This is a genomic window from Mycobacterium sp. IDUB_39 (assembly GCF_055419205.1).
In genome coordinates, this window is sequence record NZ_JBVAXF010000008.1 from 18,980 (window position 1) to 44,900 (window position 25,921).

The 25,921-nt window shown below is 66.8% G+C and carries 19 protein-coding genes and 1 pseudogene; 8 read left to right on the forward strand and 12 right to left on the reverse strand.

Going from position 1 to position 25,921, the window contains the following annotated elements; translation table 11 throughout:
• From ACZY0X_RS26285 to ACZY0X_RS26295, 3 genes are read left to right on the forward strand one after another with little or no spacing between them, the layout of a single operon-like run.
• Positions 1–2,415 (forward strand): PEP-utilizing enzyme, encoded by a 2,415-nt coding sequence (locus ACZY0X_RS26285; protein ID WP_463774615.1) that lies wholly within the window; start codon positions 1–3, stop codon positions 2,413–2,415.
• 55 nt (positions 2,416–2,470) lie between these two features.
• The gene (locus ACZY0X_RS26290; RefSeq protein ID WP_463774846.1) at positions 2,471–3,715 is read left to right on the forward strand and encodes an acyl-CoA dehydrogenase family protein; all 1,245 of its coding nucleotides are present in this window, start codon (positions 2,471–2,473) and stop codon (positions 3,713–3,715) included.
• A complete protein-coding gene (locus ACZY0X_RS26295) occupies positions 3,715–4,503 on the forward strand; it encodes a tyrosine-protein phosphatase (RefSeq protein WP_463774617.1) in 789 nt (262 codons plus the stop codon). Before ACZY0X_RS26290 ends, ACZY0X_RS26295 begins: the two co-directional genes overlap by 1 nt.
• 243 nt (positions 4,504–4,746) lie before the next feature.
• Here ACZY0X_RS26295 and ACZY0X_RS26300 read toward each other — a convergent pair whose 3' ends face one another.
• Positions 4,747–5,622, reverse strand: a complete 876-nt coding sequence (locus tag ACZY0X_RS26300) for an NAD(P)H-binding protein (protein WP_463774618.1) — start codon at positions 5,620–5,622, stop codon at positions 4,747–4,749.
• A 145-nt stretch (positions 5,623–5,767) separates the two neighbouring features.
• On the opposite strand from ACZY0X_RS26300, the gene ACZY0X_RS26305 reads away from it, so the two are divergent.
• Complete coding sequence (locus ACZY0X_RS26305) at positions 5,768–6,034, forward strand: ArsR/SmtB family transcription factor (RefSeq protein ID WP_463774619.1); 267 nt, start codon at positions 5,768–5,770, stop codon at positions 6,032–6,034.
• 9 nt (positions 6,035–6,043) lie between these two features.
• On the opposite strand, the gene ACZY0X_RS26310 is transcribed toward ACZY0X_RS26305, so the two are convergent.
• Both ACZY0X_RS26310 and ACZY0X_RS26315 read right to left on the reverse strand, forming a co-directional pair.
• Positions 6,044–7,480 (reverse strand): short-chain fatty acid transporter, encoded by a 1,437-nt coding sequence (locus tag ACZY0X_RS26310; protein ID WP_463774621.1) that lies wholly within the window; start codon positions 7,478–7,480, stop codon positions 6,044–6,046.
• Between the two features lie 197 nt (positions 7,481–7,677).
• Positions 7,678–8,928 carry a PucR family transcriptional regulator gene (locus ACZY0X_RS26315; RefSeq protein WP_463774622.1) on the reverse strand — a complete coding sequence of 417 codons (1,251 nt, stop codon included), beginning with the start codon at positions 8,926–8,928 and terminating at the stop codon, positions 7,678–7,680.
• A gap of 144 nt (positions 8,929–9,072) precedes the next feature.
• Between ACZY0X_RS26315 and ACZY0X_RS26320 the strand changes: the two genes are divergently transcribed.
• From ACZY0X_RS26320 to ACZY0X_RS26335, 4 genes are all read left to right on the forward strand, one after another.
• Positions 9,073–11,091, forward strand: coding sequence for a fatty acid desaturase (locus tag ACZY0X_RS26320; RefSeq protein WP_463774623.1), 2,019 nt, complete (start codon positions 9,073–9,075; stop codon positions 11,089–11,091).
• 23 nt (positions 11,092–11,114) lie between these two features.
• The gene (locus tag ACZY0X_RS26325; protein ID WP_463774625.1) at positions 11,115–11,828 is read left to right on the forward strand and encodes a DNA alkylation repair protein; all 714 of its coding nucleotides are present in this window, start codon (positions 11,115–11,117) and stop codon (positions 11,826–11,828) included.
• Positions 11,829–11,916: 88 nt separating this feature from the next.
• A complete protein-coding gene (locus ACZY0X_RS26330) occupies positions 11,917–13,950 on the forward strand; it encodes a toprim domain-containing protein (protein ID WP_463774626.1) in 2,034 nt (677 codons plus the stop codon).
• A gap of 15 nt (positions 13,951–13,965) precedes the next feature.
• On the forward strand, positions 13,966–16,107 hold the full coding sequence (locus ACZY0X_RS26335) for a DNA gyrase subunit A (protein ID WP_463774627.1): 2,142 nt from the start codon (positions 13,966–13,968) through the stop codon (positions 16,105–16,107).
• Between the two features lie 236 nt (positions 16,108–16,343).
• Here ACZY0X_RS26335 and ACZY0X_RS26340 read toward each other — a convergent pair whose 3' ends face one another.
• The 9 genes and pseudogenes from ACZY0X_RS26340 to ACZY0X_RS26380 form a co-directional block, all read right to left on the reverse strand.
• Positions 16,344–16,961: a 3-oxoacid CoA-transferase subunit B gene (locus ACZY0X_RS26340; protein ID WP_463774847.1), complete on the reverse strand. Its 618-nt coding sequence runs from the start codon at positions 16,959–16,961 to the stop codon at positions 16,344–16,346.
• Between the two features lie 65 nt (positions 16,962–17,026).
• The gene (locus tag ACZY0X_RS26345) at positions 17,027–17,716 is read right to left on the reverse strand and encodes a 3-oxoacid CoA-transferase subunit A (RefSeq protein WP_463774629.1); all 690 of its coding nucleotides are present in this window, start codon (positions 17,714–17,716) and stop codon (positions 17,027–17,029) included.
• 249 nt (positions 17,717–17,965) lie between these two features.
• Complete coding sequence (locus ACZY0X_RS26350) at positions 17,966–18,790, reverse strand: mycofactocin-coupled SDR family oxidoreductase (protein WP_463774630.1); 825 nt, start codon at positions 18,788–18,790, stop codon at positions 17,966–17,968.
• 70 nt (positions 18,791–18,860) lie between these two features.
• Positions 18,861–19,175: pseudogene (locus ACZY0X_RS26355) on the reverse strand (WhiB family transcriptional regulator).
• Positions 19,176–19,206: 31 nt separating this feature from the next.
• Positions 19,207–19,956: an SDR family NAD(P)-dependent oxidoreductase gene (locus ACZY0X_RS26360; RefSeq protein ID WP_463774631.1), complete on the reverse strand. Its 750-nt coding sequence runs from the start codon at positions 19,954–19,956 to the stop codon at positions 19,207–19,209.
• An 11-nt stretch (positions 19,957–19,967) separates the two neighbouring features.
• Positions 19,968–20,798, reverse strand: coding sequence for an FAD binding domain-containing protein (locus ACZY0X_RS26365; protein WP_463774633.1), 831 nt, complete (start codon positions 20,796–20,798; stop codon positions 19,968–19,970).
• A gap of 10 nt (positions 20,799–20,808) precedes the next feature.
• Complete coding sequence (locus tag ACZY0X_RS26370) at positions 20,809–23,097, reverse strand: xanthine dehydrogenase family protein molybdopterin-binding subunit (protein ID WP_463774634.1); 2,289 nt, start codon at positions 23,095–23,097, stop codon at positions 20,809–20,811.
• Positions 23,094–23,633 (reverse strand): (2Fe-2S)-binding protein, encoded by a 540-nt coding sequence (locus ACZY0X_RS26375; protein WP_463774636.1) that lies wholly within the window; start codon positions 23,631–23,633, stop codon positions 23,094–23,096. Before ACZY0X_RS26375 ends, ACZY0X_RS26370 begins: the two co-directional genes overlap by 4 nt.
• Positions 23,630–25,795 carry an oxidoreductase gene (locus tag ACZY0X_RS26380; RefSeq protein WP_463774638.1) on the reverse strand — a complete coding sequence of 722 codons (2,166 nt, stop codon included), beginning with the start codon at positions 25,793–25,795 and terminating at the stop codon, positions 23,630–23,632. Before ACZY0X_RS26380 ends, ACZY0X_RS26375 begins: the two co-directional genes overlap by 4 nt.
• Positions 25,796–25,921 lie beyond the last annotated feature (126 nt).

Genomic DNA, 25,921 nt, shown 5'->3' on the forward strand with positions numbered 1-25,921 from the left:
ATGAGGGTCGTCGTCACCGGCGCCGACACCCTCCTCGGTCAGGGCGTGGCGATGCGGCTGGCCAGCCTCGGCCACAACGTCACCGGCGTCGGCTCCACGCGTCCCGAGAGTTGGCCGGGCTCAGTCGCATTCACCACCGATACCAGCGGCCCGTTGGATGCAGATGTGGTGGCCTGGTGTGATCCCGCCGTGCCCCTGCCCGTCACCGGCGCGCGACGGATCGTCATGGCCGCACCGCTGGGCCAGCACGTGCAGCCACCGAGCGACGTCGAGTGCATCGCGGTCCGATTTCCGCTGGTACTCGGTCGCTCGGTCGATGACGCGGTGCTGCGCTCCTTCGCCCGGCCGGTGCAACTGCGTTCCGGCGAGATCGTCGACCGGCCTCTTCAGGTGGTGCACCCCCACGACCTGCAACGCGTGTTCGTCCGCGCCGTAACGGATTCCAGCCTGCCGGCCGGCGTCATCGACGTCGCCGCCGAGGGCCACACCACGATCCGCGCCATCGCGGGAGCCTTGGGACGGCCGCTGCTGCGGGTGCCGACACGGTTCCTGCCGGTCGCCGACCCCGGGCCACAGGCACCGTTGGACACCCGTCGCCTGCGCGAGGAGTGGAACTGCGCGCCCACGTGGACCGCGGCGCAGTGCGTCGATGACTTCGCGTTGGTGTGCCGGGCCCGCTTCGCCGTCGGCCATCGTGTCGTGGCCCTGCCGTGGCGCCTGCCGCGAGTACGCGAGATCCCGGCGGTGGACACACCGTCTGAGGACGGCGTGGCGCCGGTGCCCGCCGGGATCGGCGGCGCCAACGGTGAGTTCGACACGCCAATCGACCCGCGGTTCCCGGCGTTCGTCGCGACCAACCTGTCCGAGGCCCTGCCCGGACCGTTCTCGCCGTCGTCGGCGTCGGTCACCGTGCGTGGCACCAGGGCTGCCGCGCTGGTGATATCGCAGCGGCTGCGGCCCGGCGGCGCCGTGCAGCGCGAGATGTCCAAGCGCACCACCGGGGTGTTCGGTCACCGCCTGTACGCCGGTATCACCTCTGGCCACTTCATGGCCCAGACCGTTCCGCTGGTGAATCCGGACCTGATCATCAACGGATTCTTCGGCCGGACCATCGAGGGGCTTCCGCTGTTCGGTGACGAGCTACCACCGGTGAATCGGCGCAACATCGTCGGGCACGTGCGCGGTGTCCTCACCTTCGCCAACAATCTGCTGGGGTTGACGGCCGGGTCGGGTCAGGACACCCGCGACTTCGTCGGCGATGTGACGCGCCTGGAGGCGCGCGCCGCCGATGTCGCCGACCTCGACGACCAGCAGTTGCGTGAGCTGATGACGCTGGCCCGCGACCACGTCGTGCATGCGTGGGTGCTGGCGTCGGCGTCGATCCTGGTATGCACCGCCTACGGGATGATCCTGCGGATCCTGTGCGGCCGTGACGTGCTGCCGTCGACCGGTGCTGACATCACCAGCGCACAGTCGCTTGGCGCGGTGCACCGGCTGGCGGCCTCCGCGCGGCGTGACCCGGCGGTGGCGGCGCTGCTGAGCACCGCCGATCCCGACCCCGCCACCCTGGCGCAGACCGCACCCCGGTTCGCGGCTCAGTTGGAACGCGAGATCGGCGTCATCGGCCACCGCGGCCCGGGTGAGGTCGAAATGCGTTGCGCCACATTCTCCGATGACCCGCGACTGCTGCTACGAATGGTTGCCAAGACATTGCAGGCCCCGGCGTGGCTGCCACCGCAACCACCCACGATTCCGCTGTGGGTGCGCCCCGTCGCGGCCGCGGCCGCGGGCCAGATGCGCGACCGCGAGGTCCGCCGCGACCGCATGGTCCGCACCATCTGGCTGCTGCGCGGACTGCTCCGCGAGTACGGGCGGCGGCTGGTCGCTGCGGGCACCGTCGAGCAGCCCGATGACGTCTTCTACCTGCTGGTCGACGAACTGGATGCGCCGCCTCCGGACCTGGCAGCAGTGGTGGCCAGGCGCCGGGCGCAGCAGACCGAGCTGCAGCGCCGGGTGCCACCGGAGGCGTTCAGCGGCTCCTGGGCTCCGACCGCGGCGCCCACGACCGAACTGACCAGCGGCGACGTGCTGCACGGGTTGGGCGTCTGTGCGGGTGTCGTGCGCGGCCGGGTGCGCGTCGTGCACCCCGAGACCATCGATGATCTCGAGCCCGGCGAGATCCTGGTCGCGAAAGTCACCGACGTCGGCTACACCCCGGCGTTCGCCTATGCGGCGGCCGTCGTCACCGAACTCGGCGGGCACATGTCGCATGCGGCGATCGTGGCCCGTGAGTTCGGTGTGCCGTGTGTGGTCAACGCCCGGGGCGCGGCCACCCGACTGCCGACCGGCACCCTGATCGAAGTCGACGGCGGTACGGGACTCGTGACGGTGCTTGAGCCCGCGCCCGACGCCTGACGTGCCCGGGGGCCATCTCGACGGGTGTCATATCGTGGCGGTCATGGACTTCGCGATGTCGGCCAAGGGGCAGGACTTCCACGATCGACTCACCTCCTTCATGATCGAGGAGGTGTTCCCCGCCGAGGAGTCCTACGACGCGTACCGGCTACAGGCCGGACCAGGTGATCACACCGTTCCGCCGGTGATCGAGGAACTCAAGGTGAAGGCCAAGGCACGGGGCTTGTGGAACCTTTTCCTGCCCTCGGAGTCGGGACTGACCAACCTGGAGTACGCCCCGCTGGCCGAGTTGAGTGGCTGGAGCATGGAGCTGGGCCCCGAGGCGCTCAACTGTGCCGCCCCCGACACCGGCAACATGGAGACGCTGCACCTCTTCGCGAACGAGGCGCAGAGCAAGCAGTGGCTCGAACCCCTGCTGGCCGGTGAGATCCGCAGCGCGTTCGCGATGACCGAGCCCGCGGTGGCCTCCAGCGACGCCCGCAACATTCAGACCACGATGCTGCGTGACGGTGACGACTACGTCATCAACGGCCGCAAGTGGTGGATCTCCGGTGCGGCCGACCCGCGCTGCAAGATCCTCATCGTGATGGGCCGCACCAACCCGGACGCGGCCAGCCATCAGCAGCAGTCGATGATCCTCGTCCCGGTCGACACACCAGGTGTCTCGATTGAGCGCTCGCTGCCGGTGTTCGGCTGGCAGGACCAACACGGCCACTGCGAGGTCAGCTTCGACAACGTGCGGGTGCCGGTCGGCAACCTGCTCGACGAGGAGGGCAGCGGTTTCGCGATCGCCCAGGCACGCCTGGGGCCCGGCCGCATCCACCACTGCATGCGCGCGATCGGTGTGGCCGAGCGCGCGATCGCGTTGATGACCCACCGGGTGCAGACCCGCATCGCGTTCGGCAAGCCGTTGGCCGAGCAGGGTGTGGTGCAGCAGCAGATCGCCCAGTCCCGCAACGAGATCGACCAGACCCGGCTGCTGTGCCACAAGGCGGCGTGGACCATCGATCAGCACGGCAATAAGAGCATCGAGGCCCGCCAGCTGGTCGCGCAGATCAAGGCGGTCGCCCCGCAGATGGCATGCAATGTCATCGACCGGGCGATCCAGGTGCACGGCGCGGCAGGCATCTGCGATGACACCCCGCTGGCCCGGATGTACGGCTGGCACCGCGCGATGCGGCTGTTCGACGGGCCCGACGAGGTCCACATGCGCACCATCGCCCGCAATGAACTGGGCCGGGAGAAGTCCACGATGGCTACGGCGGCGAGCCGCCAATCGAGCACGGCGGTGATCGCGTAATGGGATCCCATGGCGACGAACTGTCGGGTGCCTGGAACTTTCGTGATGTCGCTGAGGAGACGGGTATTCGACCCGGCAGGCTCTACCGCTCCAGCGAGCTGAGCAGGCTCGATGACGGTGGCCGGTCGGCGCTGCTCGACCTCCGGATCGCCGATGTCGCCGATCTCCGGTCGGACCGTGAGGTCGAACGGCGCGGCGCGGGCCTGGTGCCCCGAGACGTGTCGATTCACCGACTGCCATTCCGTGAAGTCGGCGAGCAGGCGCCACACGAGCAGGCTTTCGAGCAGTCCCTGGCCTCGAGTACCGGTGAGGACGTTGCCGTCGTGGCCGGCCGGTACATGACCGACGAGTACGCCAAGTACCCGGGATTGGCCGGTGCGCAATCTGCTGTCCGCCAGCTGATCTCGCTACTGGCCGACGATCGTCCGGTGCTGGCGCACTGCTTCGCGGGTAAGGACCGCACTGGTTTCACCGTCGCGGTGGCACTACAGGCGGTAGGCGTCGATCGCGACGCGGTGATGGCCGATTACCTGCGCAGCAATGATGCGATACCGCCGCTCAAGGAGCAGATCCTCGAGTCGCTGCGCAAGCGCACCGACGAGCAGACCAAGGAGATCGCGACCTTCGCCGAGGCGCAGCTGACCGACGAGGTGCTTGGCGTGCGAGAGGTATACCTGCACACCGTTTTTCGGGTGATCGACGAGGAGTATGGGTCGGTGGCGAAGTACCTCGACGCCGTCGGCGTCACCGAGGACCAGGTGCGGCGGCTACACGCCAACCTGCGCTGAGCGGCCGGCCTCCCCATCAGCCAGAGGCCCGAGAACCCTCCGACAGCATGATCAGGCGCGCCACCTCAACCCGCCATTCGTGTTCAAGGATGTCGTCTGCCACGCCAAGGGTGTTCCCGTGCGGATGGGCCCCGCTAGTCGTCGCGAACGTGGTGTTGGCGTCGCCGAGAAGACCGTAGTGCCGTCAATGGTCGAGCCGGCGGTGACGACTTCACGATGGTGGAATAGAGCGCACCGCCAGGCTCAGTAGGCCGTATTGGGTTCTGGCCACCAGTCGGAACGCTCGATCGGCGTGGCTGGATGACCCGTAACCCGCTCAACAACGTCGGTGAGTGCCGAGACGTCGCCACGCGCGATGGCCTGATACCAGGAGATCCACGCTTCGATCTGGTTGCCCGCAATGCCCTGCTTCCAGCGACGGCCGAATGCCTCTTCGAGGGTCTCCGCGTGGTAACGGTACTGCCGCCCGGTCGCCGTGGAGATTCTCGCGACCGCTTGCTCGAGAGTGAGCAATTCAGGACCGGTGACTTCAAGAATGGCGCCGTCGTGTTCGGTACCGGAGTCACGTGCCACGGCGGCCACGACTGCGGCGATATCGCCGTGCGTGACGAACGCCGCTCGCCCGGTTCCGCCCGGCCCGCTGATCACCAGATCCTCATCGGCGAGCGCGGCCGGTGTCGCACCGTAGAAGCCCGCGCGGAAAATGGTGTGGCGCACCCCGGTTCCGGCGATGAACTGCTCGGTGAGCCAGTGGTCGCGGGCGTTGCGGTAGGTCGCGACGGGGCCCGCCCCGAGCAGCGAGACATAGAGAACTCGTTCGACACCGACGGCGAGTGCCGCCTCGACCGCACTCGCGTGCTCCTCCAGGCGCCGGCCCGTCGGGTGTCCCGAGATGAGTACCAGAGTCGATGCGCCGTCCAGCGCGCGACGCATGGCCGCGGAATCGGAGTACTCGGCAGGCCCCCGGTGTTGGGCATTTGCGAGTTTCGGCAGACCGGTCGGGTTGCGGGCCACGAGGAGTTGCGGAACATCGCGTTTGGCAAGTTCCGCCGCGATTCGGCTGCCCAACGCTCCGGTGGCGCCGGTGACGGCGACGGTTTCATTGAATTGTTGGCCCATGAGGACTCCTCGGTCGCGGATTGGATGCCACCCGACAAGGTACGATGACTTTCGTACACGAGGTTAGCCATGCGTCAGGTACGACGCAAGTCGTACCTGGGTGAGGGGATGTAGTGCAGTGGGGTCAGTGATGACGCTTGGGGCTGTGCTGTCGGCACTGGCCGACCCGCACCGCAGAGGGGTGGTCGCCGAACTGGCAGCGGCAAGTACCGACACTGAACGCACCTGCTCGTCATTTGCATTACCGGTAACTAAATCGACTGCCACGCATCACTTTCGAGTCCTCAACGACTCAGGGATCATTCAGTTGACCGACTACGGCAACCGTAAAGGTGTGCTACTGCGACGGACAGACATCGACCGGGAGTTTCCGGGACTCCTGTCGTTGTTAGTTGCCGAACGAAGCCAGTAGCCCGGTGGCTCAGGGTGTAGAAGGTACAACCGGGGGCACGAAGTCGAAGGTCATTCCGAGCAGCCACACCAGCGCCAGCACCACCGGCAGGTGGAAGATGAACTGTAGGAACGTGAATCCGACGAGATCTCGGGCCCGCAGGCCGAGCACCGCCAACAGCGGCAGCATGAAGAACGGATTGATCAGGTTGGGCAGCGCTTCAGCCACGTTGTAGATCTGAACCGTCCAGCCCAGGTTCATCTGGACATCGGTGGCCGACTGCATCACGTACGGAGCCTCGACCAACCACTTGCCGCCGCCGGACGGGACGAAGAGACCCAGCACGACGGTGTAGAGGGCGATGACGACCGCGAAGGCCCCGCCGCCCACACTCGTGAACACCGCCGCCAGCTGATCCGAGACGGTGTGGCCGCCGCGGCCCTCCGCCTTGGTGAGGATCGCCGCCATGGCGGCGTACAGCGGGAACTGGACGAGGATGCCGCCGACGGCCGGCACCGCCTTCGCAACGGCCTGCAGGAACTTGCGCGGCGTCCCGTGCAGTACGAGTCCCAGGATGAGAAAGACCAGCAGATACCCGTTGAGGCTGCTGACGACGGTCAGCACTGGCTTGGTGACCAGCTGGGAGATCAGCCACCCCAACGTCATCAGGCCCGCCAGCACTGGCAGGACACGGCTGTACTCGAGCCACTCCCCCGGCCGCGAGCGTGGCGGCACCTCCTCGGTCTGGCCGTCGAGGTCCACCTCCAGATCCTCGGCGGTCTTGATGGCCGCCCCCCTCGGTGCGGAGAAGTGAGCGATGGCAACGGTCAGCGCGATGAGGACGGCGCATGTGAGGAGGGACTGCCACGTGAAGATCGTCGTGCCGAAGTCGAGAACCCCGGTGATCTTCAGTAGCTCATCGGGCAGCGAGCTGGCGGTCGCCTGCAACTGAGCGGCCGAGGATGACATCCCCAGGGCCCACACCGCGCCCAGCCCCATGAAGGCCGCGGCACCGAGCGCACGGTAGTCCACCCGCAGATCGGTTCGACGTGCGATGGCCCGGGCCAACAGGCCACCGAACACCAGGCTGAGCCCCCAGTTCAGGAAAGACACCGACATGGACAGGAACGCAACGAAACTCACCGCGGTCCTTGCCGACTGAGCCACGGTTGCGAGGCGTTCGATCAGCTTGGCTACCGGTGGGCTCGTGGCAACGACATATCCGGTCAGCACCACCATGGCCATCTGCAGAGTGAAGGCGGTCAGATCCCAGAAGCCGTCGCCGAAGGCATTGGCGACCGTCTGCGGCGAGGACCCGTTGACCAGTGCGGCGACGGTGACGACGAAGACACCGGCCAGGGCGACGACGTAGGCGTCGGGAAACCACTTCTCCGTCCAACCGGCCAGCGACTGGGCGACACGGGCCAAGCCCCTCTCAGAGCGATAATCTGCAGTGGCAGTAGTCATTCCGCCGTTCCTCTTCTCATCGTCTGGCCCTCCCCATCAGAGGCTGAGCTTCGGCTGCGCCAGTTGTTCAGTATCGCGCCGTGCGGTCGAGGAGGTCGGAGAAACGACGCATCGCGGCGAGCAGAGTCTCATGTCAGCACCTCCTGACGGGCCGGTGTCGAGATTCGTCCATGTCGCGGTCCCGGGTCGTCGACGGGTTAGGCGGCAAGGACCGCGGTGCCGTACCAATGGCACAGCAGCAGAGCAACTTCCACGTCGAGTCTGTCATCGGTGATCGGTCGGCCTCGGCGCTCGATCGCACGCGCCACGCGGTACTTCACCGAGTTGAAGTGCAGGTGCAGCTCCCCTGCGGCGGCCTTGTAGCTCGATCCCGCGCGCAGGAACACCCGCAGGGTCTCACGAAGGCGTTCGTCTGCCGCACCGGCCGACGCCAGCGGTCCGAGGACCTCGGCCGCCCAGACCCGCGCCTCATCCAGATTGCCTCCGGCCAGGCCGGCCAGCATCAGCCCCGGCTCGGCGGCGCTGACCACCCGGCCAGGGCCGGCGCCCGCCGCGGTCAGCACCGCACGGGCACGCTGCGCCTGTCGGTGCGAACGGCGAAACCCCGCCAGCCCCGGTAAGGGCCGGCCCGCGGCGACGTGCAGCGGCGCGTCGAGGGGAACAGGCGCCACGGGGGCGGAGTCGGATTCCACCGGTATCCAGGCCCACCCGGTCAAGCGGTCCGCCGAGACGAACAGGGCGCGGTCCCGGGCGCCCACTGCGGCGGCGTAGTCCTGCACGTACCGCTCCATGACACCGAGTTCATCCTGATCATCGGATTCCTCGAACCACAGCACCAGGGCCAGGTGGGTGCGCCGCAACGGGTAGCGCAGCGCCGTCGAGGTCGCGTCGATGTCGACGTCGTCGTCACTCTCCAGCACGCCGCGAATCACCTCCGCCTGCACACGGTTTCGGCTCTCCTGCCAGCGGTCGTACTCGTGCTGGTAGGTGCTGAGCACCTGCTGGGTGATCCAGTCGATGTACCGGAACGTCACGGCGAGGATCTCCTCGAAGACATCGAGCTGACGTTGTGCGTCGAGATCGGAGTCGCGGAGCTCCTTGAGCAGGATCTTGAGCACCTCCTGGTGGCCGATCCGGTAGGCGCGCACCAGCGCATTGGCCGACACGTCCCGCTGGGCGAGCCGCCGCGCGTACTCCAGGGCCGCCGTCGGCGCCTCCACGTGCTCTACCGGGATGCTGTGCCGGATCGCCGAGAAGACGGTGTCGATGTTCGCGGCGACGTTGTCCCGCATCAATTGCACCAGCTGCGCGTCGCCATGCAGGTCGGCGACCTCATCCATCAGGACTCGCTGGGTGCGGGCCGTGACCTCATCGAGCTTGGCGGCCAGCCGACCCACCACCGCCGCTGCCGATTCAGCCACTGAATCGCCGTCACTTCGCTGGGACATGCCCGCACCCTACTTGTCTTCAGGAGACAAAGGGAGACACGCGGTTGGTGCCCTGAGGACGTCGTTTTCGGTTCGCACGGTTCATAGCGTTGTCCTGAGCGGTTCTGCGTGCGGCAGCCGTCACCGACAGCCCTGGAGCAGCTCATGTCCATCGCAGCAGAGTTCGACACGGCGACGGCACTGCCCGACCGCCGCCCACTGCCGGACCCGGGTGCCCCGGTGCCCGGGCTCGCCCTCCCGACCGTGGCGCTCCTCGTGGTGGGGTGGATGGCATTCCTGGGCTCGACGGTCGGGTACGTCCAGGGCTGGCTGCCCGCTGCGGCCACCATCGCGATCAATGCCGTGGTCACGTTCGTGATGTTCACGGTGACCCACGACGCCATCCACTACGCGATCAGCAGCACACGCTGGGTCAACGGTGTCGTCGGGCGGATGGCCTGGCTGCTGGTGGTGCCGATCATCTCCTTCCCCACCTACGCGTTCGTCCATATCGAGCACCACCGGCACTCCAACGACGACGAGAACGACCCCGACGCGTGGGCCTCACATTCGCGGTGGTGGCAGATGCCGTTGCGCTGGCCGTTCCCCGAGGTGCTGTACGGCAGGTTCATCCTGCGCACCCTGCGGAGCCGCCCGAAACCCGAGGTCGCCGAGACCCTGGGGCTGTTGATCCTGTGCCTGGTGGGGCTGATCATCGCGATCGGCACCGGCAATCTCGCGACGCTGGCGGTGGTGTTCCTGATCCCCCAGCGCATCGGGCTCGTCGTCCTGGTGTGGTGGTTCGACTGGCTGCCGCATCATGGGCTGGCCGACACCGAGCGCAGCAATCGCTACGGCGCGACCCGGGCCCGCGTGGGCATGGAGTGGCTGTACACCCCGCTGATGCTCGCGCAGAACTACCACCTGGTGCACCACCTGCACCCGTCGGTGCCGTTCTACCGCTACCGGAAGACCTGGCAGCGCAACGAAGAGGCCTACCTGGAGCGCGATGCCGCGATCACCACGGTGTTCGGCCAGCACCTCAACGCGGGCGAGTACCGGGAGTGGAAGCGGCTCAACAGCAGGCTCGGCCGGGTGGTGCCGGTCTACATGCCGCCGCGGTCGAGCGCCCCGCACGCGGTGCTGCATCGCATCCCGGTGGCCTCGGTGGACCCGATCACCGAGGACAGCACCCTGGTGACCTTCGCCGTGCCCGAAGCGCTGCGCGATGAGTTCCGGTTCGAACCCGGCCAGCATGTGACCGTGCGCACCGATCTCGGTGGTGTGGGGGTTCGTCGCAGCTACTCGATCTGCGCGCCCGCCACCCGCGCCCAGCTGCGGATTGCGGTCAAACACATTCCCGGGGGCGCGTTCTCGAGTTTCGTTGCCAACGAACTGCAGGCCGGTGACGTTCTGGAGCTGATGACCCCCACGGGCAGGTTCGGCACTCCGCTGGATCCGCTGGCCCGACGGCACTATGTGGGTCTGGTGGCCGGCAGCGGAATCACACCGGTGCTGTCGATCCTGGAAACGGTGCTGGAGATCGAGACCGAGAGCCGGTTCACGCTGATCTACGGCAACCGCACCAAGGACTCGACAATGTTCCGGCACGATCTCGCCCGGCTGGAGTCCCGCTACGCCGACCGCCTGGAGGTCAGACACGTGCTGACCGACGAGCCGCTGCACACCCCTGCGTTCCGCGGCCGGATCGACGGGGACAAGCTCCAGCGCTGGCTGACCACCGACCTGCGGCCCCACACCGTCGACGAGTGGTTCCTGTGCGGCCCGATCGATATGAGCACCGCCGCCCGGAACACGCTGATCGGCCATGGTGTCGCCGTGGAGCGAATCCACATGGAACTGTTCACCGGCTACTCCCCCGGCAGCACAGCCAATGGTGACTACCCCCCTGCCACAGTCACTTTCACCCTGTCCGGACAGCAGGCGACGGTCGATCTGGCACCCGGGGAGTCCATCCTGGAAGGCGCCCTACAGAACCGGAGTGACGCCCCCTACTCCTGTATGGGCGGCGCGTGCGGCACGTGCCGGGCCAAGCTCATCTCCGGCACGGTCGAGATGGACCAGAACTTTGCGCTCGGGGCCGCCGAACTGGATGCCGGCTATGTGCTGACCTGTCAGGCGCATCCGACAAGCCCGACCGTCTCGGTCGACTACGACGCATAGGAGCCAGCCCATAGCCTGGGTGCGTGGACACGGACAGGGTCGGGGCTGCCGACGTCGCGCTGATCACGCGAGTGCGCCACGAGCTCGCCGCCGCGGGCGATCCGGACCGCGCACCGCTGATGCAGAGGTACATGAAATCGGCGATGCCGTTCCACGGTGTCCGCCTCCCCGAGGTGCGTCGCATCTGTCGGACGGTCTTCGACACGCACCGCCTCGACTCGGAGGAGTCGCTGGACGACACTGTCGGGCAGTTGTTCAGCGGAGCAGGTTTCCGTGAAGAGCGTTACGCCGCAATTCAACTCGCTCAGTGCCGGCTGTACCGGGGATATCAGACCCCGGCCAGGGTTCCGCTGTACCGCACTCTGATCGTCACAGGCGCATGGTGGGACACCGTCGACGAGATCTCCGCGAACCTGATCGGCCCGATCCTCGCGTCGCATCCCAGACAGGTGCGATCCACCCTTGTCGCATGGTCGACCGACTCGAACCTCTGGCTACGCCGAACGGCGGTCATCGCTCAGCTGGGGGCGAAACACGACACCGACCTGGAGCTGCTCACACTCGCGATCGACGCCAACGCCGCGGACACCGACTTCTTCATCCGCAAGGCGATCGGCTGGGCGCTGCGGCAATACGCCAGGACCGACCCGGCGTGGGTTCGGGCCTTCGTCGAGGCACGCGAACATCAGCTCAGCGGGCTCTCGAAGCGCGAGGCGTGCAAGCATCTCGGACCGTGACGCGCACCGGCAGGGATGCGCTGGATGTCACCCCGGCCGTCTACCATTCCTCCGGCACCCCTCCCGGCTTTGATGGAAAGGACGAGCAGTGAGTTACACCGCCGCCGACATCACCGAACTCGATGATGTCCAACACACACGCCTGCGGCCGGCGGTGAACCTGGGTCTCGACGTACTCAACACCGCACTGCGTGAGCTGGTGGACAACGCGATCGAAGAGGTCGCCGATCCCAGCCACGGCGGAACCACTGTGACGATCACCCTGCACGACGACGGCTCGGTCAGCGTCGCCGACGACGGCCGCGGCCTGCCCGTCGACTCGGACCCGGTGACCGGGAAGAACGGCATCGTCAAGACGCTGGGTACCGCGCGCGCCGGTGGCAAGTTCTCCGCGCACACCGACGCGGTCAGCACAGGTGCCGGTCTGAACGGTATCGGCGCCGCGGCGGCAGTGTTCATCTCCGCACGAACCGACGTGACGGTGCGCCGGGCCGGAAAGACCTATCTGCAGAGTTTCGGCAGCGGCTACCCCGGCGTGTTCGACGGTAAGGACTTCGACCCGACCGCGCCGTTCACCCGCGCCGACGCGCAGAAACTGCGCGGCGCCGGCAACCGCAAGCCCGACGCGCACGGCACGACGGTCCGCATCCTGTTCGACCCGACCGTGGTGCCGGATTCCAGCGTGGACGTCAACGAGGTGCTGCTGCGGGCGCACGCCGCGGCGCGGATGTCGCCGGGGGTGCACCTGATCGTCGCCGACGAGGGCTGGCCCGGCGAGGAGATCCGGCCCGAGTTGATCGAGCCGTTCAGCGGCCCGTGGGGCACCGACACGTTGCTCGACCTGATGTGTGCCGCCGCCGGCACACCCGCGCCAGGTGTGCGGGCCGTCGTGGAGGGCCGCGGTCAGTACACCACCGGGCGCGGCCCCACCCCCTTCCGCTGGTCATTGACCGCGGGACCTGCCGAACCGGCAACCGTGGCCGCGTTCTGCAACACCGTGCGCACCCCCGGCGGTGGCTCGCATCTGACGGCCGCCGTCAAGGGGCTGTCCGAAGCGTTGGCCGACCGGGCCTCCCGGATCCGCGACCTGGGCCTGGCCAAGGGCGAGGATGGCCCGGAGCCACAGGACTTCGCCGCGGTGACCGCGCTGGCTGTCGACACCCGCGCGCCCGACGTGGCATGGGACTCACAGGCCAAGACCGCGGTGTCCTCGCGATCGCTGAACGTGGCGATGGCCCCGGACGTGGCGCGCGGCGTCACCATCTGGGCGGCCAACCCCGCCAACGGCGACACCGTGTCGCTGTGGACCAAGCTCGCCCTGGAGGCGGCCCGCGCGCGACGCAGCGCCGAGGGCGCGAAGGCCCGCTCCCGCGCGGCATCGAAGGCCAAGGGCCTGGGTACGAATCTGTCGCTGCCGACGAAGCTGCTGCCCAGCCGGGAGACCGGACGCGGATCGGGTGCCGAGCTGTTCGTGTGCGAGGGCGACTCCGCGCTGAGCACCATCAAAGCGGCGCGCGACGCCACCTTCCAGGCGGCCTTCCCGCTGAAGGGCAAGCCGCCCAACGTCTACGGATTCACGCTGAACAAGGCACGGGTCAAGGATGAGTTCGACTCGATCGAACGCATCCTGGGCTGCGGGGTGCGTGACCACTGCGACCCGGAACTGTGCCGGTACGACCGGATCCTGTTCGCCTCCGACGCCGACCCCGACGGCGGCAACATCAACTCCAGCCTGATCTCGATGTTCCTGGACTTCTACCGGCCACTCATCGAAGCCGGGATGGTCTACGTGACGCTGCCGCCGCTGTTCGTCGTCAAGGACGGCACACAGCGGATCTACTGCCAGGACGAGTCCGAGCGCGACGCCGCGGTGGCGCAGTTGAAGGCCACCTCCAAACGCAAGGTGGAGGTGCAGCGCAACAAGGGCCTCGGCGAGATGGACGCCGAGGATTTCTGGAACACCGTGCTGGATCCGCACCGGCGCACCGTGATTCGGGTTCATCTCGACGACGGTGAAGCCAAGCTGCACCACACTCTGTTCGGCGGGCCGCCAGAAGGCCGGCGCACGTGGATGGCCGATATCGCCTCCCGCGTCGACACCACTGCGCTCGACATCAGCTAGGAGACTTGGAAGAACATGGCGCCCGCCACCCTAGATGTTCCTGAGCAGAATCCTGACTTGGTGCGCGACCAGAGCGCCGATGACTACTGGAACCACTACCAGCTGACCTTCGCGCTCTACAGCGTCAGCGATCGCGCGATCCCGTCCGCGTTCGACGGGCTCAAGCCGGGCCAGCGACGGCTGCTCTACCAGATGCACGACTCGAAACTGCTGCCCGGCAACAAGCCGCAGAAGTCCTCGAAGGTCTGCTCCGCGGTCACCGGCAACCTGCACCCGCACGGTGGCGCGTCGATGTACGGGGCCGCGGCGCTGATGGCCGCCGACTTCCAGCGCGTGAAAGTCATTGACGGACAGGGGGCATTCCCCCGCATCCAAGGTGACATTCCCGCCGCTGACCGCTACACCGAGATGCGGCTGTCGGCACCGGGAGCGGCGCTGACCGCCGAACTCGACGATCACGCGGTGCCGATGGTGGCGACGTTCGACGGTGAGTGGACCGAGCCGACGATGCTGCCGGCTCAATGGCCGGTGCTGCTCTGCAACGGCGCCGTGGGCATTGCCGAGGGCTGGGCCACCAAGGTGCCCGCCCACAATCCGCGCGAGATCATGGCTGCCTGCCGAGCGCTGCTGGCCAGACCCAACACCACCGACGACACCTTGATGAAGCTCATTCCCGGCCCGGACTGGGGATGCGGGGCCACCGTGGTCGGCACGGCCGGGCTGCGGGAGTACATGACCACCGGCCGGGGCGCGTTCACGGTGCGCGGCACGGTGTCCATCGACGGGAAGAACGTCATCGTCACCGAGCTACCGCCCGGTGTCGCCAGTAACACGGTGCAGGAACGAATCCGGGCGCTGGTCGAGTCCGGCGAGATGTCGGGCGTCGCCGATATGTCCGATCTGACCGACCGCCGCAACGGTCTGCGCATCGTGGTCACCGCAAAGCGCGGCCACAGCGCCGAGACGATCCGCGACCAGCTGCTCGCCCTGACCCCGCTGGAGTCGACGTTCGCGGCCAGCCTGGTCGCGCTCGACGAGGACCGGGTGCCGCGCTGGTGGTCGGTGCGTGAGCTGATCGGCGCGTTCCTGCGCCTGCGTGACTCGGTGGTGTTGCACCGCAGCGAGTATCGGCTGGACAAGGTCACCGCACGGCGCCATCTGGTGGCCGGCCTGATGAAGATCCACCTGGACATCGACGCCGCTGTCGCGGTGATTCGTGGGTCCGACACCGTCGATGAGGCACGGCAGGGACTGCAGGAGCGGTTCAAGATCGACGAAGAGCAGGCCAATTATGTCCTGGCACTGCAGCTTCGCCGTCTGACCAAACTCGATGTCATCGAACTGCAGGCCGAGGCCGACAAACTGGACGCCGAGTTCGCGGCGCTGACGGAGTTGGTGTCCAACCCCGATGCACGCCGCAAGGTGATCGATCAGGAGTTGGTGGAGACCGCAAAACTGTTCAAGGGCCCCGAGTACGACCGTCGCACCGTGCTGGACCTCGAGGCCACCCCCGTGACGGCCGGCTCCGACGACGACGGACCCCGCGAGCGCAAGGTCAACACCTCCTGGCGCCTCGACGACCGGGGTGTGTTCTCCGACAGCCACGGTGAACTGCTCACCTCGGGCCTGGGCTGGGCGGTATGGACCGACGGGCGAATCAAGTTCACCACCGGCAGCGGGCTGCCGTTCAAGATCCGCGACATCCCGGTGGCCCCGGACATCACCGGGCTGCTGGGCTCAGGCGTGCTGGCGCCCGGTTCCCACCTGGCGCTGGTGACCCGACGCGGGAAGGTGCTGCGCATCGACCCCGCCGCGGTGAATCCGCAGGGCGCGGCCGGAAACGGGGTGGCCGGAGTGAAGCTGGCGGCCGACGACGACGCGGTCATCGCCGCACTGCCGCTCACGTGTGAGAACGGCGAGGCCATCCTATCCATCTCCGAAAAAGGTTGGAAGGTAACCGAAGTCGCCGACATTCCGGTGAAGGGACGCGGTGGCGCCGGCGTCGGATTCCACCCGTTCGTCAACGGCGAGGGCGCCCTGCTCTCGGCGTCGGTCTCTGCGACCGGGTTCGTGCGGGGCAAGAGGGCCGTGCGGGCCGAGAATCGTGCGAAGGCTTCGACCAAGGGTTCCGGCGGCGACGTGACGCCTGCCGTGTAGGCGCGCGGCCTGAACCGTACGACCATGGCATGGCCCGCTGGGTTGTCGCCGTGGTGGTGCTGGGAGCAACATCGCCCGTCAACCTCACCCGGAGGCGGGCAAGCAGAGGAAGTCCCGACGGATCTGCGCGGACGCGGATCCGGCGCACCCCAACACCCCGACCGACGGCATCCGCGGCCGCCCCAGGGTGGTCGATCCGTTCGCGTCGCTTAAGGTTCCCTATCGCGAAAGGGCCCTTATTCTTCGAGTCGTTTGATTGTGACCTGGAGGCGATGCCGAAGCTCGTCGACTGAGATGCCGTAGGTGCTGATCACGCGCACTCCACCCACTCCGACAGCGAATGTCGCGACCTCTGTGTAGACACGGCTGACGCAGTCCACCCCGGTGAGTGGGTACGTGCACTGCGGGACGAGTTTCGGTGCTCCGTCCTTGGTGAACAACGTCATCATCACGAAGACGTCCTTCGCGCCGATCGCAAGGTCCATCGCTCCCCCGACCGCGGGGATCGCACCGGATGCGCCGGTATGCCAGTTGGCAAGGTCACCGTGTTCCGAAACCTGGAACGCGCCGAGGACACAGACGTCGAGATGGCCGCCGCGCATCATTGCGAATGAGTCGGCGTGATGGAAGTACGAGGCGCCCGGAAGCTCCGTCACCGGAATCTTGCCCGCGTTGGTCAAATCCGAGTCGATATCGTCACCGACGGCAGCAGGACCCATGCCCAGCATTCCGTTCTCGGTGTGCAGGATGACACCGCTTCCCGGCGCCAGGAAGTCCGACACTTTCGTTGGCTGCCCGATACCTAGGTTCACGAACGATCCGGGCGGGATGTCGGCCGCCACGGCTTGCGCCATCTCGTCTCGCCCGAGCGGGCCGCGATCGAGATGCTCCTCGGTCCGGAGAACAGTGCGGGCGAAGGTCACGAGGCCTCCAAGTCGGGCGTCATCACGGCGCTGAGATCTAACACCCGATCAACGTATATGCAAGGTGTCACTACCACTTCGGGATCGATTTGGCCTGTCTCGACAACCGTGGAGACTTCGACGACAGTCAGATCCGCCGCGGTTGCCATGACCGGTCCGAAGTTTCGCGCCGTTTTCCGATAGACGAGGTTCCCCATCCGGTCACTCATATGGGCACCGATTAGTGCGACATCGCCGCGAATTGGATACTCGAGTACGTAGCTGCGTCCGTCGATAACGCGGGTCTCTCGGCCACCGGCCAACTCGGTGCCGAATCCTGTCGGGCAGAAGAATGCCCCGATTCCCGCCCCAGCGGCGCGCATCCGTTCAGCCAGGTTGCCCTGAGGGACAACTTCCAGGTCGATCTCGCCGGCGCGATAGAGCGTGTCGAACACGTACGAATCACTCTGGCGGGGAAACGAACAGACGATCCGGGCAACTCGGCCGGCCGACAACAGCGCGGCCAAACCAGTGTCGCCATTACCAGCGTTATTGCTGACAATCGTCAGGTCGGAGGCACCTTGGACGATCAGCGCATCTATGAGGGTGGTGGGCATGCCTGCCATGCCGAATCCCCCAACGAGAATGGTTGCACCGTCGCGGATTCCAGCGACAGCCGCTGCCGCGTCGTCGGTGACCACGGTCATCGCCGGCCCTCCGTCTTCTCTGGGGCAATGGCTAGTCCTAGGCACTGGCACCGGTAGCCCAGCGCTCCGTTGAACCGGGCACGCGCAGTGCGAGCAGCCGCGTGAAAGTACGCGTCGATCATCCAGTCATACTAGCTTCTGCCCGTATTATGAGCAATCGATTGCAAAACGAGCGAGCCGCGCATTGACATCCGAAGGGGCCGTACATATCTCGTCTGCCCTGCCAGTCCGGCGCCTCATTCAATGCCATCACTTCACGAGGAACCCAGCGTCCACGGGTAGCGCCACACCGGTGACGTAGCGGGCCTCATCAGATACCAGCCATGCGATCGCGCCACTGACGTCGCTTGATTCAATGACGTCGACGGGCATCAGGTTGGACAGCGACGCCGCGCTGGCGGGATACTTGTCGAAGAATGCCGGCAGTGCGTCGTTGATCACCATTGGCGTGTTGACGCCGCACGGATGCACCGAGTTCACTCGAATACCGTGTGGCGCCAGCCAGTTCGCCCAAGTGCGCATCAGACCGGTGACGGCGTGCTTGGAAGCGACGTAGGCATCGCCTGCGGCCGTGCCGGTGCCACCGCGTCCACTGAGCCCCTGCACCGAACTGGTGATGACCACTGAGCCGCCTCGGCCCCGGTCGATCATCGACGGCAGCGCTGCGCGCACAGTATTGCGTACGCCGGTGACGTTGATGTCAATGACATCGCACCAGATGGCTTCGGGGTCCAGCTCATCAGGCTGCTCCGGCGAGATGCCAGCGTTGGCCAAGACGATGTCGATCCCGCCAAACCGGTCGACGCCCTGGGCGACAAGGGATTCCAGCCCTGTCCGGTCTCGCACATCGACCTGCCCGAACACCACACGAACGCCACAGTCCTCCACGTCGCGCGCGGTCTGTTCGAGGTCGGCGACCGTCGGCATGGGGTAAGGCACCGTGTCGATCTGTTGGGCGACGTCGAAGGCAACGATGTCGCACCCTTCGCTGGCGAGCCGAAGTGCATGGCTACGCCCCTGTCCCCGGGCGACGCCGCTGATCAACGCGACTTTGCCGGCAAATCGTTGTGTCACTGCCCCTCCATTGTTGTTTTCGCGTAGATATTCGTGTGTCACTGTCAGCGCGGCTGGCCGATTTCTCTAGTCACGCGAGGGGCGTCGCCACGTTCCGATCGCCGCGCGCCCGGCGGCCCGGATTCAGCAGGTTCACTCGTTCTTTTTCGGACAGCCCGCCCCAGACCCCGAAGGGCTCGCCGATTGTCAGCGAGAAGTCCCGACATTACTGCACCACAGGACATTCCGCGCACACTGCCTTCGCACTGGATTCCCGGCGCCGTGCGTCCGCGCCACGCTCTCCCTCGCAGGTGAAGAAGATCCGCGGGTCTTCCTGCCGACAGCGGGCGTCCAGCTGCCAGGACCAGCCTTCGGCTGCGGTCTTCTGATGTGGGGAATCCCTCACTGGCCTCAGATCCTTCGTGGGAGCGGGCGCATCACACGCGGGCGCCGCCTATGTGTTCGCCCCCATCCACCGGCACGGTCACTCCGGTGACGGCGTTCAGGCCGGGGTGTGCAAGCATCGCAATCACTTCGGCGACGTCGTCGGCACCTGTCAATTGGCCTCGGGGGATGCGGTTTTCGAAATGGGCCCGACGCTCCGGCGAGGTCAGTGACGCAGACACCAACGGGGTCTCCACGATTCCCGGGGCAACCGCGTTGACCCGGATTCCGTGCGGCGCCAGTTCCAGCGCGGTAGATCGGGTCAGCATCTGCACCGCACCTTTGGACGCTGCGTAGTGGGACAGTCCTGGTGTCGACACCGAACGGCTGTTGATGGAGGCCAGGTTCACGATCCGGCCGCACACCGATGACTCGATCATCTGGCGCGCCGCGGCCTGCGTGCAGACGAACACCCCAGTCACATTGACATCGAGCACACGGCGGAATTCCTCGACCGTCAGCTCATTCCAGGGCACCTCGGTGCACACGCCGGCGTTGTTGACCAGAACTTCGATGGCACCCAGGGTCGATTTCACCTCAGCCATCGCGGCCGCCACCGCGTCAGAATCTGTCACCGCCACCTCGTAGGCACGGGCCTCACCGGTGAGGCTGTGGGCGACCTGCCGTGCATTGTCGACTTTCAGGTCGAACAGTGCGATGGCGTATCCGTCTCGGGCCAGCCGTCGGGCGGTGGCAGCACCTATCCCCTGGCCGCCGCCGGTGATGACCGCTACTGGAGTCACAGGGCTGTTCCCTAAGGTTGGGCGGCGCGTTGGCGGGCACCGGTGATCGCCGACCGCAACATCGGTGCGACCAGTCGACGGCGATACCAGGCGCTGCCACGGGTGTCGTCGATGGGGCTGATCTGTTCCTGTACCAACGCCTCCAGCGCGACGAGGTGGTCCTCGACGGCGGCCAGCGGCAGCGCGTCGGCGATGCCGTCGACGCCGTTGATCAGCAGCGGGCGGGGGCCTGCCCCACCGACGGCAATTCGCATCTGACCCACCACATCGTCAGACAACGTGAAGCTCACCGCGATACCGATTGTCGCTAGGTCCATCGCGTTGCGCACGGTGGATCGCACGTAGGCCGACACCCCGCTGCTTCTGGGTATCTCAACTCGGTCGAGGATCTCATCGGATCGGCACGCGGTGCGGCCCGGCCCGATGAAGAACTCCTCAGCAGGCACCCGGCGCTCACCCGCAGCGGAGGCGACCACCATCTGGGCCTGTGCGGTCAGCATCCCGGGCAGGGTGTCACCCGACGGAGAGGCACGGCAGATGTTGCCGCCCAACGTCGCCCGCGCACGGGTCTGAGTGGACCCGACCAGCGCTGCTCCGTCTGCGACGGCGCCTGCGAAACCTGCCGTCAGTCTGGCGACATCGGCGAGCCGGACGGCTGCTCCGATGTCGATCCCGTCATCGCTCACGTCGACCCGTGTGAGTTCAGGCACGCCCGTGATGTCGAGTGCGTGGCCTGCCGAGATCACCCCGGCGGCGTACATCGGCACGAAGTCGGTGCCGCCGGCGATGACTGCGCAGCCGCCGCGGCCGAGCCGGTCCAGGAGGTCAGATCGCCTTGTCACACAGTCGATATCAACGAGCATGCGCCGAGCCTTCCGACATCGTGGTGGGGACGAGCCCATCGATCAGGCGCAGGATGTTCTCCGGTGTCATGGACAGCGACCGCGGCTGGAACCCCAGAGCGTCGCGAACCGCTGAACCGATCGCGGCAGCACCGGGAATGGCGGGTGCTTCACCAATTCCCTTGGCACCGAGCACACCTTCGACGCTGGGGTGAGATTCCACGAACACCACCTCCATGTCGTCTGGCACGTCGGCTGCAGTGGGTAGCCGGTAGTCATGCAGGTTCGCGTTGAGCACCTTCCCATCGCTGTTCATCAGAACCGCCTCGGTCAGCGCGTAGCCCAGGCCCTGGACCACACCACCTTCGACCTGTCCGCGCGCTCCATGCGGGTTGAGGATCGGTCCGCTGTCATGGATTGCCGAATAGCGCAGCACCTCAATAGCGCCCGTGGCATGGTCGATATCGAGTTCGACTGCGTGGCAATGGAACGTGGGTTCATTGAACGCCCCCACCCACCCGTCGATGGTGTTGGTGGCGTGCTCCACCGGCGAGGGTTGAAACCGGCCTGTCGCGACGACCGGGCCTCCGCTGAGCATGACTGCCTCGACGACCTCCCCCAGCGGGGTGGCCGTGCTGGGCTTGCTGCGGTTCCGCACCACACCGTCGGCGAGTTCGCAGTCGTCGAACGAGATGCTGTTGTCCTTGGCGTACTGGGTGAACAAGGTACGGCGCACCTCGTCGAGCGCGTTCGCCAAGGCGGTGCCCACGCCGTACAGCGTGCGACTGCCCTGGGAGCCGGCGTCGAAGAGACCACGCTCTGTGTCACCGCTGGCCACCTGCACGTCAGGCGCCGAGATGCCCAGCCCGTCAGCGACCAGCGCTGGCAGCGTCTCGGAGACCGCCCCTGTGCCGATCTCGGTGGCGCCGCTGGCGACGGTCGCCGAGCCGTCCTCGTGCACTGACAGCGTGACAACCGACCCAGTGGGTGACACTGTCCAAATAGCCGCTCCCAGACCGTATCCGCGGCTGCGCCCCGCCTGGGGAGGAGGCGCCGATGCCCGCCACTGGTCGAGTCGGGCTCGTCCGACCGCGAGCACGTCGACCATCGCGGGGTCGCGCATCACCTGCGCGGTCGGCCCCACGTCCCCGGGCCGCAGGGCTGCGCGCTCACGCAGTTCGAGCGGATCGATCCCGAGGGTCTCGGCGATGTCGTTCATGTGCGCCTCGACCGCGTAGCACATCTGTGGGCCGGACGGACCGCGGAAGGATCCGGTCGGGACGGTGTTGGTGTAAACGGCACCGGAAACGATGTCAACGGCCTCGACCCGATACGGGCCGCATGCTTGCAGCGCCGCGACCGAACCGATCGGTGGCGTGTCGTAGTTGTAGGCTCCGGAGTCCAGGAGGATCTTGGCCCGCCGGGCCAAGACGTTGCCGTCGCGGTCAACCGCTGAAGTGAGCTCAACCCAGGAGTTCTCGCGGGGCGCCGCGGTCTGGAACTCCTCGTCACGGCTACACAGCATCGACACCGGCCGGCCGGTGGCCATCGCCAGCGCGGAGGCGTACGCGGCCATCCCCAGGTGCAGCTTGCCGCCGAACCCTCCGCCAAGAGTGGGCACGCGGACATGGACCCGGGTCAGCGGCAGCCCGAATAGCCTGGCCAATCCGGCACGCACTTCGAAAGGCGCCTGCGAACTGGTGACGACCCGCAGCTCACCGTCGGCGAACTCGGCGATGCTGGCCCGCGGCTCGATGTAGCCCTGGTGCACACGGTGACCCTCGGTGACAGTCGTGACCACCGCGTGTGCTGCGGCGAAGGCGGCGTCGACATCGCCGCGCTTGATCGTCGAGGACTGGCGGTAGTTCGGCACATCGGGGTGCACGCGGCGGGCGCCGGGGTCAGCGGCGGCCAGCAGGTCGGTCACGGCCTCCAGCGGCTCGTAGACCACCGTGACCAGCTGCGCGGCGGCGCTCGCGTGAGCAGGTGTGTCAGCGGCGACCAGCGCCACCGGCTCACCGACGTAGCAGACCGCTCCGGCGGCCAGCAGGGGTTCGTCGGGGGCGAAATGCCCCAGCAAGGCGGTCGGCGCGGACTTGGCTGTCATCACGTGCACCACACCGGGGGCGGCCTGCGCGGCCGCGGTGTCGATGGACACGATCCTGGCCGCACCGTGCGTGGACCGCACTGCGGCCGCGTGCACAGCCTTCGGTGGCACCAGGTCATTGGTGTAGCGGGCGCGTCCACCGGTCTTGGAGTCGGCGTCGAGGCGACCGAACTCAGCACCCACCCGGGTCACGTGGGCTCCTGCTCACAGTTGTGCAGCGCACTGGCATCGCAGACCGCCGCCATGATCGGCCAGTAGCCGGTGCAGCGACAGATGTTGCCCGCCATCGCCATTCGGACCTCGTCGCGCTTCAGCGGATGGTCGGCCTGCGCCACCAGCGCGCAAGCGGTGACCACCACGCCCGGTGTGCAGATGCCGCACTGCGCTCCGCCCCTGACTGCCATGGCCTTGCGCACCGCCTGTCCCACCGAAGTGTCGGCCAGGCCCTCCACGGTGGTCACTGACTTGCCTTGGCACTGATGGGTGAAGATCAGGCACGAACACACGGCCTCGCCATCGAGGAGCACCGTGCACGCCCCGCAGTCACCCGAACCGCAGCCGATCTTCGTCCCGGTCAGCTGCAGGTCGGTGCGCAGCGTGTCCGCGAGCAGCGCGTCGGGAACGGTGCGTACCTCCACAAACGAACCGTTGACGGTCAAACCGGTGGTCTTCTCGGCGGGGTCACCCGCGGCCGGAGCGGCGCCGCCTGCCGCGATCGAGGCGCTCAACTCGGCACCCTCCGCCCTTCGGGGCGGTTGAGGACCTGTGCGTACGTGTCGTCGGTGGCACCGATCAGGCGCCGTTCCCGGATGTACGGCAGCGGAGTCGCCGGATCGTCCGTGTCGATCTCGCGCGCCAGTCGAGCACCATCAAAGATGGCATCCGCCAACAGCATTCGCGGTGAGACGCAATCGCCGATCTGGTAGACCGCCGAGATCTCGCTGGTCTCAGCGCTCTCGTGGAGTTCCCGGACCTTTTTGAAGTAGCCGCTATCGGGGGTGCGCTGCGTTGTGACCACCAGAGCGTCTGCTGCCCAGGTGACATGACGTTCGGGCACCAGGTGGCTTTCACCGGTGGCGGTCGTGCCGTCGAAGGCCGTCACAAGGTGCTCGGTGACGATCTGCACGCCCAGGCGCTCCAGCATCGGGCGCATGTGCACATTCTCGCCTGTGAAGTTCATGTAGGGGGCCGGCCCGCCGAAGTGCGTCACGAGCGTGACCTGATGACCGTCACGCTGCAGCTTCTCAGCCAGGCTGGCGCCCATGTAATAGCCCTCGGTATCGAAGATCACCACGTTCTTGCCCGGAACGGGTTTCCCGTCACGCAGGATCTGCTCCGGGGTCAGCACATCGGGCCGAGTGGGGTCGGCGCCCTGGACTGGCTGGTGGGTCTGGCCATTTATGCCGTTGCCGACCCAACTCGAGCCGGTCGCCACGATGACGATCTCGGCGCCGTAGTCATAGGCCTGCTCGGGCGTCAGGGTGGTGTTGGTGATGACCTCAACGTTGGGCAGCTTGCCCAACTGGATCTTGCGCCAGTCGACCACCCGATTCCACGCGGCCATACCGGGCAGGGTGTGCATCCACCGGACGTGGCCACCGATCTCCGGCGCTCGGTCGACCAGGTGGATGTTCTCGATGCCGCGCATACCGAGCACCATCGCGCATTCCATGCCGGCCGGGCCCGCGCCGACAACGAGGACACTGGTGTCCTTCTTCTTCGTCAACGGAATGACCTCGGGATTCCAGCCGCGGCGGTACTCCTCACCGGCCGTCGAGTTCTGTGTGCAGATCAGGTGCCATCTGGCGTTGACCCGCGACACACACACGTTGCAGCCGATGCACTCCCGGATGTCCTCGAACCGGCCCTCTTCGATCTTCTTGGGAATGAACGGGTCAGCTATCGAGGGCCGAGCGGCGCCGATGATGTCCTGCTGACCGCTGCGGATAACCTCGACCATCATGTCGGGGCTGGTGAACCGTCCGACTCCGATGACCGGCTTTTTGGTGTAGGGCTTGATTTTGGCGACATACTTGCCCTGCGCGTTCTCGGGGTAAAAACGCGACGGACCGGCGTCTTTAATCCAGAGTTCGGCGTTCTCGCCGCCGACCTGCACATCCCAGAAGTCCACCAGATGGTCAGCCAGCTCGACGAATCCGACGCCCTCCTCGTCGACCCGGATGCCGCCGTCGTGTTCGTGCAGCGAGTCGATGCAGAACCGCGCGGCAATCACCACATCGTCAACCTCATTGCGGACTTGCTCGAGGGTTTCCATCCAGAAGCGGGCCCGGTTCTGCAGGGAACCGCCGTACTCGTCGGTGCGATCGTTGTGGATCCGCATGAGGAACTGGACCGGCAGCGTCGCCGACTCCCCTCCCCAGATGTTGAGGATGTCGAACCCCGCGCGCTTGGCCCGCTTGGCGGCCTCTACGTACAGTCGCTGGACCTCGCGGATATCGCGTTTGTCCATCTTGATGACCGAGCCAAGCCAGCCCGCCTCTTCCAGCCGGTCGCTCACGTGGCGGCCCGGCATGCGGCTGTCGAACGCGGTCAGGAAGGCCCCGCCCGCATGCAACTGGATGCCTGCCAATGCGCCATTGTCGTGTGCCTTCTCCACCAGGAGCGACCAGTTGCGGATGTCATCGTCGTCCCAAATGCGCGACGGTGTCATCTGGCCGGCCCAGTCGTATTCGGGTGCGATCGTGGTGGCCTCGGTGTTGACGACCGCCCATCCGCCTTCAGCCTTCATCGCACGATGGCTCGCATTGCCGCCGGGGAACACGTCTCCGAAGCCAGTGCAGTGCGGCGCCTGATAGAAGCGATTCTTCATAGTCCGCGGTCCAATCTGGACCGGTTCGAAGAGAACGTCATAACGAGACGGGCGTGACATCGCGCTCCTTGTGTCGGCAAAGGCTGGTGACAGTCCGGTCCTGGCTAGGGACTGGTGCGGAACCGCCGGGCTGTGCGGTGCTGGGCTGATATTCAAGCGGCGACGCCGTGATTCGCATCCAGTCCG

What these genes read in the sequence shown, in the direction of transcription:
- ACZY0X_RS26295 (WP_463774617.1), top strand. Translation starts at nt 3,715, where the DNA reads ATGGGATCCCATGGCGACGAACTGTCGGGTGCCTGGAACTTTCGTGAT.
- ACZY0X_RS26290 (WP_463774846.1), top strand. Translation starts at nt 2,471, where the DNA reads ATGTCGGCCAAGGGGCAGGACTTCCACGATCGACTCACCTCCTTCATG.
- ACZY0X_RS26315 (WP_463774622.1), bottom strand. Translation starts at nt 8,928, where the DNA reads ATGTCCCAGCGAAGTGACGGCGATTCAGTGGCTGAATCGGCAGCGGCG.
- ACZY0X_RS26300 (WP_463774618.1), bottom strand. Translation starts at nt 5,622, where the DNA reads ATGGGCCAACAATTCAATGAAACCGTCGCCGTCACCGGCGCCACCGGA.
- ACZY0X_RS26320 (WP_463774623.1), top strand. Translation starts at nt 9,073, where the DNA reads ATGTCCATCGCAGCAGAGTTCGACACGGCGACGGCACTGCCCGACCGC.
- ACZY0X_RS26340 (WP_463774847.1), bottom strand. Translation starts at nt 16,961, where the DNA reads ATGGCGCAAGCCGTGGCGGCCGACATCCCGCCCGGATCGTTCGTGAAC.
- ACZY0X_RS26380 (WP_463774638.1), bottom strand. Translation starts at nt 25,795, where the DNA reads ATGTCACGCCCGTCTCGTTATGACGTTCTCTTCGAACCGGTCCAGATT.
- ACZY0X_RS26285 (WP_463774615.1), top strand. Translation starts at nt 1, where the DNA reads ATGAGGGTCGTCGTCACCGGCGCCGACACCCTCCTCGGTCAGGGCGTG.
- ACZY0X_RS26335 (WP_463774627.1), top strand. Translation starts at nt 13,966, where the DNA reads ATGGCGCCCGCCACCCTAGATGTTCCTGAGCAGAATCCTGACTTGGTG.
- ACZY0X_RS26310 (WP_463774621.1), bottom strand. Translation starts at nt 7,480, where the DNA reads ATGACTACTGCCACTGCAGATTATCGCTCTGAGAGGGGCTTGGCCCGT.
- ACZY0X_RS26345 (WP_463774629.1), bottom strand. Translation starts at nt 17,716, where the DNA reads ATGACCGTGGTCACCGACGACGCGGCAGCGGCTGTCGCTGGAATCCGC.